This window comes from Noviherbaspirillum autotrophicum, from assembly GCF_000818395.1.
Taxonomy (GTDB): Bacteria; Pseudomonadota; Gammaproteobacteria; order Burkholderiales; family Burkholderiaceae_D; genus Noviherbaspirillum; species Noviherbaspirillum autotrophicum.
Genome location: NZ_JWJG01000028.1, coordinates 3,081,021 through 3,094,317, shown reverse-complemented (window position 1 = coordinate 3,094,317; position 13,297 = coordinate 3,081,021). Strand labels below are relative to the sequence as shown.

The following is a 13,297-nucleotide window of genomic DNA, read 5'->3' as shown; positions in this document are numbered from 1 at the left end:
GGCGGCGGCTTGGTTGTGAGGTATTTGTCGCGCCGGCTGGCTGTCGGGGCCGCGGCGCTGCTTTTATGTGGCGCCGCGACGGCCGGAAATCAGAAGGAAGAAGCGCTGGCCGATTCGGTGCGCATCGCGCTGTCCAAGGCGGTAGCCGATGCGCGTCCGCCACGCCCGCAGTTTTCCGATATCGGCGAGCGCATCAAGTACCTGCGCTGGCTGGGCGAGATGTCCGAACGGCTGAAAAAGCAGCTGCCGGACTGGCAATTGCGGAAGGAATTCCTCGAAACAGCGTGGTATGAGGCAAAGCGCGCAGGGCTGGATCCGGCGCTGGTGCTGGGACTGATCCAGGTCGAGTCCGCCTTTCGCAAATATGCGGTGTCGCCGGTAGGGGCACATGGCTTCATGCAGGTGATGCCGTTCTGGACGCGTGTCATCGGCGACGGCGACCGCAGGAAGCTGTTTCATATGCAGACCAACCTGCGCTATGGCTGCGCGATATTGCGCATGTATCTCGACATGGAGCGTGGCAACCTGTATCTCGCGCTCGGCCGTTACAACGGCAGTCGCGGACGTCCGGAATATCCGAATGCGGTCTTGGCGGCGTGGAAGAAGTGGGAAATCAAGCCGGATGCGACGACGGTCGAGTACAGGCCCGATCAGAAGGCGGCCACGGTGCGATAAGCGCATGCGTCGGCACCAACAAAAACGCCCGCGCGATGCGGGCGTTTTTGTTTGGCCACTGGAAGGAACATTATTGCAAGTGACTGGAAATGAGCTTGGTCATTTCGAACATCGACACTTGCTTCTTTCCGCCAAACACGGCTTTGAGCTTGTCATCCGCATTGATCATGCGCTTGTTTGCCTCGTCTTGCAGCTTGTTCTTCTTGATGTAGTCCCAGACTTTCTTGGTGACTTCGGTGCGCGGCAGCGGGCTGGCGCCGATAACTGCGCCCAGCGTTTCCGAAGGCGTCAGCGGCTTCATGAATGCGGCGTTCGGCTTGCGCGCGACTTTCGGTTTGGCTGCTGCTTTCTTTGCTACGGGCTTGGCTGCTGCCTTCTTGGCCGGGGCCGCTTTCTTCGCTGCCGGCTTGGCTGCTGCTTTCTTTGCTACGGGCTTGGCTGCGGCCTTTTTGGCCGGGGCGGCCTTCTTGGCAGGAGCTGCCTTCTTTGCTGCTGGTTTTGCTGCGGCTTTCTTCGCAGCGGGCTTCTTGGCGGCTGTCTTGGCCGCTGGTTTTTTGGCTGTTGCCATCTTCAAGCCTCCTTCACAAAGTGTGTTGGGAAATTGCGTCTATTACGCAACGCTAATAGTGGTGCGCTTTTCCTAGGGATGCAAGTATTTTTTGATCGTTTTTGCATGATTTTGTGTCAAGGCCGCTACGGGATCTTCATTGGGGCGGCGCGCAAACGATACGGTGAAACGGCGGGCGTGCTGGCGCGGAGATAGTTGAGCGTCGGGCTACTGCGCACCCGTGGCAGGTGCGGCAAGAAGGTACGTCGGTATTAATTCAGTATTAGTACCCGAAGGCGGAGGCGAGGGCCTGGGAGGGAATGCCGGCGTTGACCAGGGCTGGTCCGCCGGCTTTGCGGGGGCGGTAAAGAGGGGCGGTTAGCGCATGCCGGGCAACATGCCCTTCATGCTGCGCATCATCTTCATCATGCCGCCGCCCTTGAGTTTTTTCATCATCGACTGCATCTGCTCGAACTGCGACAGCATGCGGTTGACTTCCTGTACCTGCACGCCGGCGCCGGCGGCGATGCGGCGCTTGCGCGATGCCTTGATCAGGTCTGGCTTGGCGCGTTCGGCTGGCGTCATCGCATTGATGATGCCTTCCATGCGGCGCACCTGCTTTTCGGCTTGCGACATGTCGGCGTTGCCGGCGGCTTGCTGGAACTGCGCCGGCAGTTTGTCCATCAGGCCGGACAGTCCGCCCATCTTCTTCATTTGGCTGATCTGGGCCTTGAAATCGTTCAGGTCGAATTTGCCGCCGGCCTTGACCTTTTCTGCCAAGTCCTTGGCGGCGGCGATGTCGACGCCTTTTTTTGCTTCCTCGACCAGCGCCAGGATGTCGCCCATGCCGAGAATGCGGTTGGCCATGCGCTGCGGATCGAACGCTTCCAGGCCATCCAGCTTTTCGGCCACGCCGGCGAACTTGATCGGCTTGCCAGTGATATGCCGCACCGACAGCGCGGCGCCGCCGCGGGCGTCGCCGTCGAGCTTGGTCAGCACCACGCCGGTCAGCGGCAGGGCATCGTTGAACGCCTTGGCGGTATTGATTGCATCCTGGCCAAGCATGGCGTCGACCACGAACAGCGTTTCAATCGGTTGCAGCGCGGCGTGCAGGGCGGCGATTTCCTGCATCATCGCTTCGTCGATGCCCAGCCGGCCGGCGGTATCGACGATCAGCACGTCGTGGTAATGCTTTTTCGCGTAATCGAGGGCAGCCTGCGCGATTGCGACCGGCTTGTCGGTCGCCGAGGAGGGAAAGAAGTCGGCGCCGACCTGGCTGGTAACAGTTTGCAATTGTCCGATCGCGGCGGGACGATAGACGTCGGCCGAGACCGTCAGCACCTTTTTCTTTTTCTGTTCGCGCAGGTACTTGGCGAGTTTGCCGACGGTGGTCGTCTTGCCGGCGCCCTGCAGGCCGGCCATCAGGATGACAGCGGGCGGCTGGGTGGCGAAGTTCAGCTGCGCGGCTTCCGGCCCCAGATCGGCGCCCATGAGCGCAGCCAGTTCGCGCTGCACCACGCCTACCAGCGCCTGGCCGGGCGTGAGCGAGCCGATCACTTCTTCGCCGAGGGCCTTTTCCTTGACGCGCGCGATGAATTCGCGCACCGCGGGCAGGGCGACGTCGGCCTCCAGCAGGGCCAGGCGCACTTCGCGCAGCATTTCGGCGGTATTGGATTCGGTCAGGCGCGCTTCCCCGCGCATTGTTTTGACGACTTTGGCCAGTCGTTGAGTCAGGTTATCTAGCATGGGTGTCGAACGAGCAAGAAATGGGTGGGCGCCGCGCGGAAGCGGCATCGAGAACAAGTCATTTTAACCGATGAGGCCTGCTTGCCGGCCCTGGCAGGATGCATCAATGAAAATCCGGAACCGCCCGGCGAGGGCGCGAATGGCGCCTCTGGCAGCGAACGACCGGTGCGTTGAATACATGCCGTCAAATGCCGCGATCCGGGCGGAGAAAGTCCTCGCGCTTTGGCGGCAGGCGCCGTCGGTCGCAGCCTTACATGGTGTAAACTCGAAGTCTGCTCATCATTTCTTTGTGCGATGTACACATACTTCTTTGTTCTGGCGGCGCTGCTTTATGTCGCCTGCGGATTTTTGCCATCGCGGCAACGCATCGTGCTTTCGGCCGGCACCGCGCTCGCCTGGCTGCTGCATGGCGGCGCCCTGTGGGCGGATATGATCGCGCCGGGCACCTTGCGCATAGGCTTTGCGATCGTGCTGTCGGCGACATTGTGGGTGTCGGTGGCCGCCTTCTGGCTGGAAAACCGTAATTTTTCGCTGGACGGTTTGCGCGTGCTGGTGTTGCCGACGGCCGCCGTCGCGGTCGTCTTGCCCGTCCTGTTCCCAGGCAGCGTCGTGCCGCTGGAAGGAAAATCGTCCTTGTTTCCCTGGCATATCGCGATTGCGATCCTGGCCTACAGCACACTCACTATCGCCGCGTTTCACGCCATGCTGATGGCGGTTCAGGAGTCGCGGCTGCATACGCCTTCGGAAGCATCGAAAGGCGGCTGGCTGGATGTGGCCATCGAGCGGTTGCCGGCCTTGCTGACGATGGAGCGGCTGCTGTTTCGCCTGATTGCATTCGGCTTCGGCCTGCTGACCCTGACAGTGCTGTCGGGCGTGGTGTTTTCGGAGCAACTGTTCGGCATGGCGTTCAAATGGGACCACAAAACCATTTTCACCATGCTGTCCTGGGCATTGTTCGGGCTGCTGCTGGCTGGGCGCTTCTGGCGCGGCTGGCGCGGCAAGACGGCGCTGCGGTTTACGCTGACCGGGTTCGCGACCTTGTTGCTGGCTTACGTCGGTAGCCGCTTTGTGCTGGAAGTGGTGCTGCATCGGAGCCTGACATGAAGCTGCTCCTCTGGGCGCTGGTCGTATTGGCCATACTCTGGCTGCTGCGCGGTAAGAAGAGTGCGGGTAGCCCGGCCGCAGCCGGCTCCGCGCCGGATAAGGGTATGGAGACAATGATCCAGTGCGCGCAATGCGGTGTTTATCTGCCCGCTTCGGAATCGATCGTGACATCATCCGGCTCTGTGTATTGTAGTGAAGAACATCGTCTGCGGAATGCATCCTAGCTGCACCATGCCGGGGCGGGCTTTGCGGGCGACACGGGCATGATGCGCGACGCTCAGGTACCGTCCCAACGGTCGCGCGAAACCTTCTGGCGCACCCTGCAAACCTTCTGCATCACGCGCATCGTCATCGCGCTCGTCCTGCTGGCCTATTTGGGCTTTGATGCGGTCAGCAATGCCGCCAGCAGGAATGCACTGCTCGATTGGAAGATCTGCTTCGCCTATCTGGTGCTGGCGACCGGTTTTTCCCTGCTGTCGGTCTATACGCGCGCGCGCTTTACGCTGCAACTGGTGGCGCAGCTGGTGGTCGACATCGGCGCGATTTCGCTGCTCTATGTCGTCGCCGGCGGTGTGAAAAGCGGGCTAGCCATTCTTTACCTGTTCCCTCTGGCCGGCTGCGCGATCCTCATGCCGATAGTGCCGGCGCTATTCTTCGTTTCCATTGTTACCCTGGTCTTGCTGACGGAGAGCGGCTACGAGCTGTTGAATTCGATTCCCGATGCTTCGCCATCCCGTGCCGGTTTGTACGGTGCAGCATTCTTTGCTGCAATCTATCTGATCAATCGCCTCGCTGCCAAGCTGATCAAGCAGGAGCGGCTGGCTGTACAGCGCGGGCGCGAGCTGCAGCTGCAGGAAGCGATCAACCGCCTCGTCATTGCAGACATGGGCGACGGCATTTTGGTCGTTGGACCCGATACCCAGGTTTTCGCCGGCAATCCGTCGGTGGAGCGCATGCTCGGCTTGCCGGTGGCGCACGGCCAGCCGCAGTTCAGATTGAGCGATCTGCCGTCATTGGCGCCGGTTGCCGACGCCTATTCGGCCTGGCTCGATCAGATCCGTGCGCATGGGGCCGGCAATGCCGCGTCGTCGGTCTTTGTCATGGTCAAGTCCGGAGAAGACATCGCATCACTGCAGGGACGCACCTTGCCGCGCCATGTGCGTCGCGAGCCGGTGACGCACTTGAAGCTGCGGTTTGTTCCAGTGGAAATTGCGGGGCTGACGGAACAACGGGCCGTCATTTTCTTGCAGGACGTGACAGAAATCGAGAACCAGGCACAGCAGCTGAAGCTGGCCTCGATGGGGCGCCTGACGGCTAGCATTGCACATGAGGTGCGCAATCCGCTGTCGGCTATTTCCCATGCCGCATCCCTGCTCAAGGAAGACATTACCGATCCGGCACAAATGCGCCTGTTGAAGATCGTAGGTGACAACGTGATCCGGCTGAACCGGATGATCGAGGATATTCTCAAGTTGTCGCGCAAGGCGCAATCGCATACCGGCCCGTTGAAGCTGGCACCGTTTCTCGCGGAACTGCTCGACGAATTCCAGGAAACCCATGCGATTGCACCGGGCATGATCGAGCTCGGCGACGTGGCGGCTTACCAGGTGCGTTTCGATCCCCTGCATTTGCGCGAAGTACTCGGAAACCTGCTGGCGAACGCACTGCGGTATGCCAGCGGCAGCCCCGGCAGCATCCGCATCCAGGCGCTGCTACCGGACACGAACCGACTCGAGCTGCATGTCCAGGATGACGGGCCCGCAATTACGCCGGAAGTGCGCGCGCATCTGTTCGAGCCTTTTTACACCACTTCCAGCAAGGGAACCGGGTTGGGGCTCTACGTGGCGCGCGAATTGTGCTTGAATAACGATGCGATGCTCGATTACGAATATCGGATGGATATGTCGAGCGACGGCACGGACGAGCCGAGCGGACGGTTCGTGATCACGTTTGCGGCGCAAGAGCCGTACTGAGTTTTTTGAGCAAATAACAAGGCTGCTGCCATGACTGCACCCCGAATCCTCGTCGTCGATGACGAATCCGACCTGCGCGAGTTGCTGGAAATTACGCTCGTGCGGATGGGGCTCGACGTCGATTGCGCGGATTGTCTGTTTGCGGCACGCGAGCACCTGGCGCGCAACGACTACGCGCTGGTGCTGACCGACATGCGCCTGCCCGACGGGTTGGGCATCGAGCTGGTGCGGGAGGTGAGCGCGACCTGCAAGAGCACGCCGATTGCCGTGATCACGGCGTTCGGCAGTGCCGAAAACGCGGTGGCGGCATTGAAGGCTGGCGCGTTCGACTACCTGTCCAAGCCGGTCGGGCTCGACCAGTTGCGCCTGATGGTACAGTCGGCGCTGCGCATGCACAGAACCGACGGCGGCAGCCATGATGTTGGCGCGCAGCCCGCGGCGTGCGCATCGCGCCTGATCGGACAGTCGGCTGCAATGCAGGACTTGCGCGCGCAGATCGCGCGCTTGGCGCGCAGCATGGCGCCGGTGGCGATTACCGGCGAATCCGGCAGCGGCAAGGAACTCGCCGCGCGTGACATTCACGCGCACAGCGCGCGCGCCGACAAGCCATTTATCGCTGTCAATTGCGGAGCGATTCCGGAAGCGTTGATGGAAGCCGAGTTCTTCGGCTACCGCAAGGGCGCGTTTACCGGGGCGAACGACGATCGCGACGGCTTTTTCCAGGCGGCAAACGGCGGCACGCTAATGCTCGACGAAGTCGCCGACCTGCCGCTGCCGATGCAGGTCAAGCTGTTGCGCGCAATCCAGGAGCGCCGCGTGCGCAAGGTGGGCGCGACGGTGGAGGAGCCGGTCGACGTGCGGCTCGTCAGCGCAACCCATCAGAACCTGGCCGAATGCGTCGAAAAGGGACAGTTCCGGCAAGACTTGTTCTACCGCCTGAACGTGATCGAACTGCGCCTGCCGCCGCTGCGCGAACGGCTCGACGACATCGGCCTGCTGGCCGATACCATTCTCGAACGGCTTGTGCCGCCGGACAGCAAGGTCATCCTCACGCCGCAGGCGCTGGCGGCGCTGCGTTCCTATTCCTTTCCGGGCAACGTGCGCGAACTGGAAAACATTCTCGAGCGCGCGCTGGCTTTCGCCAATGACGGCGTGATCGAGGTAGCCGACCTTGCGCTGAAAGCCGTCGCACCGGCCGCGCACGCACTGACAACGCAGCCGCCGCAGACGCCGAAGGACAAGGTGCAGGACGAGATGGCCCCAGAGCAGGCGGCACCGGCTGTGCCGCCGGCACGTACCGCCGGTGACGACGGGGAATTGCCGCGCTCGCTGCCGGAACACCTGGATAACGTGGAGCGCGACATCATCCGGCGCGCGCTCGAGAAAACCCATTTCAACCGTACCCAGGCAGCCGAGCTCCTGGGAATCAGCTTCCGCCAGCTGCGTTACCGCATGCAGCGCCTGTCGATTCACGAGCCCGATTCATGATCCGATTTGAGATAGATGCCGATGGCTGGGCCAGCGGCGCAGAGCGCATGCCGTCGCCGAACTTCGACCAGCGCGCCGAGGGCGCCGCGATCGATCTGCTGGTGATCCATAACATCAGCCTTCCACCCGGGGAGTTTGGCGGCCCGTATATCGCCGACCTGTTCGGCAACCGGCTCGACTGCGACGCGCATCCCTATTTCGACCGCTTGCGCGGAATGAAGGTCTCCGCGCATTTTCTGATCCGGCGCGACGGATCCGTGATCCAGTTCGTGTCCGCCAACGATCGTGCCTGGCATGCCGGCGCATCTTCATTTTGCGGGCGCGAGCGGTGCAACGATTTCTCTATCGGGATCGAGCTGGAAGGCACCGACTTCGACCCGTTCGAGCCACCTCAATACGATGCGCTGGCGGCGCTGACCGAGGCGCTGCGCCAGCGTTACCCGATTACCGACGTCTCCGGACACGAGTACATCGCGCCGGGCCGCAAGACCGACCCGGGTCCCTTCTTCGACTGGGCTCGCTACCGCAAGTCCTTGATTCAAAAAGAGTCATGTAACGCTCGCGAGACATCCTCACTGCGCTTTCCTTTCGTCGACTAAAAAGTCAAGTACTTTGCAACAGGAAAATTTGTTGCAGATCAAGTAAAAAAGATATTGCATCCTTGAAGTGCTGGCACTAGAATTAGTGTCAATCGCGCTGTGAACCACTACATCTAGTGTCACTGCGATTGCCCCACTACGTGGGCTGTTCAGGCGGTTCTCAATATAAAGACAAGTGTCATGTTGGGCGGGCAGTGAACGGCTCTCCCTTTCAGATGGACGTCAGGCCATGTGCTGTTTATGCGGCAGGTGGCGCGGCGCTGTCGTTGAATCCGTGAACCCCGGTTGGACCGGGCGTTCTAATTAATAAACATGAGCAGCATAAACGCTGCCGCGACACAGTTAGGAGGCTAGATGCACTCTACTCAGGAAGCTTCTCTCAAATCCCCCGGCGATTTCGGCATGGTGCCTGCGCATGGCGGCGGCACGTCCGCTGCAACGGCGAACCTGTCCGTTGGCTTAGGCGATTACAAGGTCATCCGGCGCAACGGCGCCGTCGTCGGCTTTGAGCCTTCCAAGATTTCGATCGCGGTCACCAAGGCATTCCTTGCCGTGAACGGCGGGCAGGGCGCGGCGTCCGCCCGCGTGCGCGAACTGGTCGAGCAGTTGACTGCCAACGTGGTTGCCGCGCTGGTGCGCCGTCAACCGGCCGGCGGCACCGTCCATATCGAAGACGTGCAGGACCAGGTCGAGCTGGCGCTGATGCGCTCCGGCGAGCATGATGTCGCCCGCGCCTATGTGCTGTATCGCGCCAAGCGCATGGAAGAGCGTGCGCAGCAGCAATCCACCAAGACTGCCGATGCCCCGCAGCTGCACGTGACTGAAAACGGCGAGCGCCGACTGCTCGACCTGAACCAGGTGCGCGACCTGATCACCGCCGCTTGCGTCGGCCTGGAAAAGCACGTCGACGCCGAAGCGATCCTGGCCGAGACCGTCAAGAATTTGTATGACGGCGTGCCGGTCGAGGAACTGCACAAGTCCGCCATCCTGGCGGCGCGCGCGCTGATGGAAAAGGACCCGGCCTACAGCAAGGTCACCGCGCGCCTGTTGATGCACACCATCCGCAAGGAAGTATTCGGCCAGGAAGTCGCGCAAGCCGATGCGCAGCAACACTATATTGATTACTTCCCGAAATACATCAAGAAAGGTATCGATGCCGGCCTGCTCGATGCCAAGCTGGCGCAGTATGACCTGGCGCGGCTGGCCGAGGCATTGAAGCCGGAACGCGACCTGCAGTTCGGCTACCTCGGCCTGCAGACGCTGTACGACCGCTACTTCCTGCATATCGACGGCACCCGCATCGAAATGCCGCAAGCGTTCTACATGCGTGTCGCGATGGGTTTGGCCTTGAACGAAATCGACCGCGAAGCGCGCACCATCGAGTTCTACAATCTGCTGTCCTCGTTCGACTTCATGAGCTCGACCCCGACCCTGTTCAATTCCGGCACGCAGCGCTCGCAGCTGTCGTCCTGCTACCTGACGACGGTGTCGGACGACCTCGACGGCATCTACGAAGCGATCAAGGAAAACGCCTTGCTGGCCAAGTTCGCCGGCGGCCTCGGCAACGACTGGACCCCGGTGCGCGCGCTCGGCGCCCATATCAAGGGTACCAACGGCAAGTCGCAGGGCGTGGTGCCGTTCCTGAAAGTGGTGAACGACACCGCGGTGGCAGTGAATCAGGGCGGCAAGCGCAAGGGCGCGGTCTGTGCCTATTTGGAAACCTGGCACATGGATATCGAGGAATTCCTCGACCTGCGCAAGAACACCGGCGACGACCGCCGCCGCACCCACGACATGAATACCGCGAACTGGATTCCGGACCTGTTCATGAAGCGCGTGATGGAAAAGGGCGAGTGGACCCTGTTCTCGCCTTCTGACGTGCCGGACCTGCACGACAAGTTCGGCCGTGCGTTCGAGGAAGCGTATACCGGCTATGAAGCGAAGGCTGCCCGCGGCGAGCTCAAGCTATATAAGAAGGTGCAGGCCATGGACCTGTGGCGCAAGATGCTGTCGATGCTGTTCGAGACCGGCCATCCATGGATCACGTTCAAGGATCCGTGCAATATCCGTTCCCCGCAGCAGCACGTCGGCGTGGTCCACAGCTCCAACCTGTGCACCGAGATTACACTCAATACCAACGACTCCGAGATCGCCGTCTGCAACCTCGGTTCGGTGAACCTGCCGGCCCACATGAAAGACGGCAAGCTCGACCACGCCAAGCTGCAGAAAACCATCCGCACTGCGATGCGCATGCTGGATAACGTGATCGACATCAACTACTACGCGGTGAAGAAGGCGCGCGACTCCAACCTGCGCCACCGTCCGGTCGGCATGGGCATCATGGGCTTTCAGGATTGCCTGCACATGATGCGCATTCCGTACGCATCGATGGATGCGGTCGAGTTCGCCGACCGCTCGATGGAAGCGGTCTGCTACTACGCCTACTGGGCATCGACCGAACTGGCACAAGAGCGCGGCCGCTACAGCTCTTATCGCGGTTCGCTGTGGGATCGCGGCATCCTGCCGCAGGATTCCCTCAGGTTGCTGGCCGAAGAACGCGGCGGCTACCTGGAAGTCGACACCTCCGAGAGCATGGACTGGACCGCGCTGCGCGCCCGCATCAAGGAATACGGCATGCGCAACTCGAACTGCGTGGCGATCGCGCCGACGGCGACGATTTCCAACATCATCGACGTGTCCGCCTGCATCGAGCCGACGTACCAGAACCTATATGTGAAGTCGAACCTGTCCGGCGAATTTACCGAGATCAACGAACACCTGGTGCGCGACCTGAAGGCGCGCGGCCTGTGGGATGAAGTGATGGTCGCCGACCTGAAGTATTTTGACGGCAGCCTGGCGAAGATCGATCGCATCCCGCAAGACCTGCGCGACATCTACGCCACGGCGTTCGAGGTCGATCCGAAGTGGCTGGTGGAAGCGGCTTCGCGTCGCCAGAAATGGATTGATCAGGCGCAATCGTTGAACATCTACATGGCCGGTGCCTCCGGCAAGAAGCTCGACGAAACCTACAAGCTGGCATGGGTGCGCGGCTTGAAGACGACCTACTACCTGCGCACCATCGGCGCGACCCATGCGGAGAAGTCGACCACCAAGGCTGGCGCGCTCAACGCCGTGTCCGCCGGTGGCATGGGCGTCGACGTCGCTGCCGCCGCACCGGTTGCAGTCGCCGCCTCTGCCGACGACGTCGCCGGTCCGGCCTGCATGCTGCGACCGGGCGATCCCGGCTTCGAAGAGTGCGAAGCCTGCCAGTGATCTGACGCGATGAACCGACGCGGCGCAGGATGCCGCGTCGGACCTTGCCCAATGCCTTGCGCATCGCGCAACTGCAACTACAATACCCAGTAAGGAAGAAGACCATGCTCAGTTGGGACGACGAAATCAACCCTGCAGCCAAATCCACACCTGCCCCGCAGCCGGCGCTCGCCGCCGCGCGGGAAGAAGTCATCGCCGGCGGCGAGGCGCGGCGCGTCAACGCCGCCGACAAGCGCATCATCAACGGCCAGACCGACGTCAATCAGCTCGTCCCCTTCAAATACAAGTGGGCCTGGGACAAGTACCTGGCCGGCTGCGCCAACCACTGGATGCCGCAGGAAATCAACATGCAGCGCGACATCGAGCTGTGGAAAAATCCGAGCGGCCTGACCGAAGACGAGCGCCGCATCATCAAGCGCAACCTCGGCTTCTTCGTCACCGCCGACTCGCTGGCCGCCAACAATATCGTGCTCGGCACCTACCGCCACATCACGGCGCCGGAGTGCCGCCAGTACCTGCTGCGCCAGGCGTTCGAGGAAGCGATCCACACGCATGCCTACCAGTACATCGTCGAGTCGCTCGGCCTGGACGAGTCGGAGATCTTCAACGCCTATCACGAGATCGCATCGATCCGCGACAAGGACGAATTCCTGATCCCGTTCATCGACGTGCTGACCAACCCCGAGTTCAAGACCGGCACGCTCGAAGCGGACCAGACGCTGCTGCGTTCGCTGATCGTGTTCGCATGCCTGATGGAAGGATTGTTCTTCTACGTTGGCTTCACACAGATCCTTGCGTTGGGCCGGCAGAACAAGATGATGGGCGCAGCAGAGCAGTATCAGTACATCCTGCGCGACGAATCGATGCACTGCAATTTCGGGATCGATCTGATCAACACGATCAAGCTGGAGAACCCGCATCTGTGGACTGCTGAATTTCGCGAGGAGATCAAATCGTTGTTTTTGCGCGCGGTGGAGTTGGAATATCGCTACGCTGAGGATACAATGCCGCGTGGAGTGCTTGGTTTGAATGCGCCGATGTTCAAAGGGTACTTGCGATTCATCGCAAATCGTCGCGCGCAGCAGATCGGTCTCGATCCGATGTTCCCCCAGGAAGAGAATCCCTTCCCGTGGATGAGCGAGATGATCGATCTGAAAAAAGAACGCAACTTCTTTGAGACTCGTGTGATCGAATACCAAACCGGTGGCGCACTGAGCTGGGATTAAGAAGAAGTGACAGCCAGGTGTTCCAGGCTCTCGTGCCGGATGGCGCGAGGTGATTGGAGAGACAGTAGTCGACAAAGCGGCCGGTCAGTATGGATGATCGGCGAATCGAAAAGAGACTGCCAAACCTGAAGGGCTACAACCGATTTAATGGACAGTAGACGAACGTACCGAATCAATCTGCGATCTTCTCTGTTATCGCCGCTGACCCCGAACCAGTCGGGCAAGGCGGCTTTTTTTCTGAAAAACCTGTTGGTCTTTGAGAAAGAGTATTCCCACGCCGGCATTGCTGCCGGCGTTTTTTTTGGCTACGGCTGTCGCAGCGCCTCCTGAGCGCGCGGCTTGGACCTCCATCACTGCCGACGCGCGGCGGTGATCCCTGCAAGAAGAGAGGCGTAGTCAGATGAGGCTGAAGTGCTGCATGGGTGAGGTGATGCAGCAGTTCAGCTGGTGCCGAATTCATTAGCGCAAACAGAAGCTTGCTTGCGCCGATGAATAATCCGCCTGGATCATCGCGATGGTTCGGGAGGATTTCCAACCTCGTAGTTTGAATTTTTCCATCACGTGAAGGAGAAACAAATGGCAACAGCAAAGAAACCGGCTGCTAAGAAAGCAGCCCCGGCGAAGAAGCCGGCAGCAGCCAAGAAGGAAGCCGCTCCGAAGAAGGCA

Annotated in this window: 10 protein-coding genes; 8 read left to right on the top strand and 2 right to left on the bottom strand. The window is 60.8% G+C overall.

Annotated features, from left to right (window positions below; all coding sequences use genetic code 11):
• The first annotated feature begins 9 nt into the window (after nucleotides 1–9).
• On the top strand, nucleotides 10–675 hold the full coding sequence (locus tag TSA66_RS15550; protein ID WP_408639486.1) for a lytic transglycosylase domain-containing protein: 666 nt from the start codon (nucleotides 10–12) through the stop codon (nucleotides 673–675).
• Nucleotides 676–745: 70 nt separating this feature from the next.
• On the opposite strand, the gene TSA66_RS15545 is transcribed toward TSA66_RS15550, so the two are convergent.
• Together TSA66_RS15545 and ffh are read right to left on the bottom strand one after the other, a co-directional pair.
• Nucleotides 746–1,243 carry an SWIB/MDM2 domain-containing protein gene (locus TSA66_RS15545; protein WP_040040646.1) on the bottom strand — a complete coding sequence of 166 codons (498 nt, stop codon included), beginning with the start codon at nucleotides 1,241–1,243 and terminating at the stop codon, nucleotides 746–748.
• 357 nt (nucleotides 1,244–1,600) lie between these two features.
• Nucleotides 1,601–2,968: a signal recognition particle protein gene (gene ffh, locus TSA66_RS15540; protein WP_040040645.1), complete on the bottom strand. Its 1,368-nt coding sequence runs from the start codon at nucleotides 2,966–2,968 to the stop codon at nucleotides 1,601–1,603.
• Between the two features lie 294 nt (nucleotides 2,969–3,262).
• Between ffh and TSA66_RS15535 the strand changes: the two genes are divergently transcribed.
• The 7 genes from TSA66_RS15535 to TSA66_RS15505 all read left to right on the top strand — a co-directional run bounded on the left by TSA66_RS15535 (nucleotide 3,263) and on the right by TSA66_RS15505 (nucleotide 12,631).
• Complete coding sequence (locus TSA66_RS15535; RefSeq protein ID WP_040040644.1) at nucleotides 3,263–4,072, top strand: cytochrome C assembly family protein; 810 nt, start codon at nucleotides 3,263–3,265, stop codon at nucleotides 4,070–4,072.
• A complete protein-coding gene (locus TSA66_RS15530) occupies nucleotides 4,069–4,296 on the top strand; it encodes a PP0621 family protein (RefSeq protein WP_040040643.1) in 228 nt (75 codons plus the stop codon). Before TSA66_RS15535 ends, TSA66_RS15530 begins: the two co-directional genes overlap by 4 nt.
• 39 nt (nucleotides 4,297–4,335) lie before the next feature.
• Nucleotides 4,336–6,045 carry a two-component system sensor histidine kinase NtrB gene (locus TSA66_RS15525; RefSeq protein ID WP_040040642.1) on the top strand — a complete coding sequence of 570 codons (1,710 nt, stop codon included), beginning with the start codon at nucleotides 4,336–4,338 and terminating at the stop codon, nucleotides 6,043–6,045.
• A 30-nt stretch (nucleotides 6,046–6,075) separates the two neighbouring features.
• Nucleotides 6,076–7,533 (top strand): sigma-54-dependent transcriptional regulator, encoded by a 1,458-nt coding sequence (locus TSA66_RS15520; RefSeq protein ID WP_040040641.1) that lies wholly within the window; start codon nucleotides 6,076–6,078, stop codon nucleotides 7,531–7,533.
• Complete coding sequence (gene ampD, locus TSA66_RS15515) at nucleotides 7,530–8,132, top strand: 1,6-anhydro-N-acetylmuramyl-L-alanine amidase AmpD (protein ID WP_040040640.1); 603 nt, start codon at nucleotides 7,530–7,532, stop codon at nucleotides 8,130–8,132. Before TSA66_RS15520 ends, ampD begins: the two co-directional genes overlap by 4 nt.
• A gap of 354 nt (nucleotides 8,133–8,486) precedes the next feature.
• Entirely contained in the window at nucleotides 8,487–11,405 is a 2,919-nt protein-coding gene (locus tag TSA66_RS15510; RefSeq protein WP_040040639.1) for a ribonucleoside-diphosphate reductase subunit alpha, read from the top strand.
• A 104-nt stretch (nucleotides 11,406–11,509) separates the two neighbouring features.
• A complete protein-coding gene (locus TSA66_RS15505; protein ID WP_040040638.1) occupies nucleotides 11,510–12,631 on the top strand; it encodes a ribonucleotide-diphosphate reductase subunit beta in 1,122 nt (373 codons plus the stop codon).
• Nucleotides 12,632–13,297 lie beyond the last annotated feature (666 nt).

Bases quoted from the DNA above. Each gene is read 5' to 3' on its own strand.
- ampD (WP_040040640.1), top strand. From the start codon at position 7,530: ATGATCCGATTTGAGATAGATGCCGATGGCTGGGCCAGCGGCGCAGAG.
- TSA66_RS15545 (WP_040040646.1), bottom strand. From the start codon at position 1,243: ATGGCAACAGCCAAAAAACCAGCGGCCAAGACAGCCGCCAAGAAGCCC.
- TSA66_RS15535 (WP_040040644.1), top strand. From the start codon at position 3,263: ATGTACACATACTTCTTTGTTCTGGCGGCGCTGCTTTATGTCGCCTGC.
- ffh (WP_040040645.1), bottom strand. From the start codon at position 2,968: ATGCTAGATAACCTGACTCAACGACTGGCCAAAGTCGTCAAAACAATG.
- TSA66_RS15510 (WP_040040639.1), top strand. From the start codon at position 8,487: ATGCACTCTACTCAGGAAGCTTCTCTCAAATCCCCCGGCGATTTCGGC.
- TSA66_RS15525 (WP_040040642.1), top strand. From the start codon at position 4,336: ATGATGCGCGACGCTCAGGTACCGTCCCAACGGTCGCGCGAAACCTTC.
- TSA66_RS15505 (WP_040040638.1), top strand. From the start codon at position 11,510: ATGCTCAGTTGGGACGACGAAATCAACCCTGCAGCCAAATCCACACCT.
- TSA66_RS15530 (WP_040040643.1), top strand. From the start codon at position 4,069: ATGAAGCTGCTCCTCTGGGCGCTGGTCGTATTGGCCATACTCTGGCTG.
- TSA66_RS15520 (WP_040040641.1), top strand. From the start codon at position 6,076: ATGACTGCACCCCGAATCCTCGTCGTCGATGACGAATCCGACCTGCGC.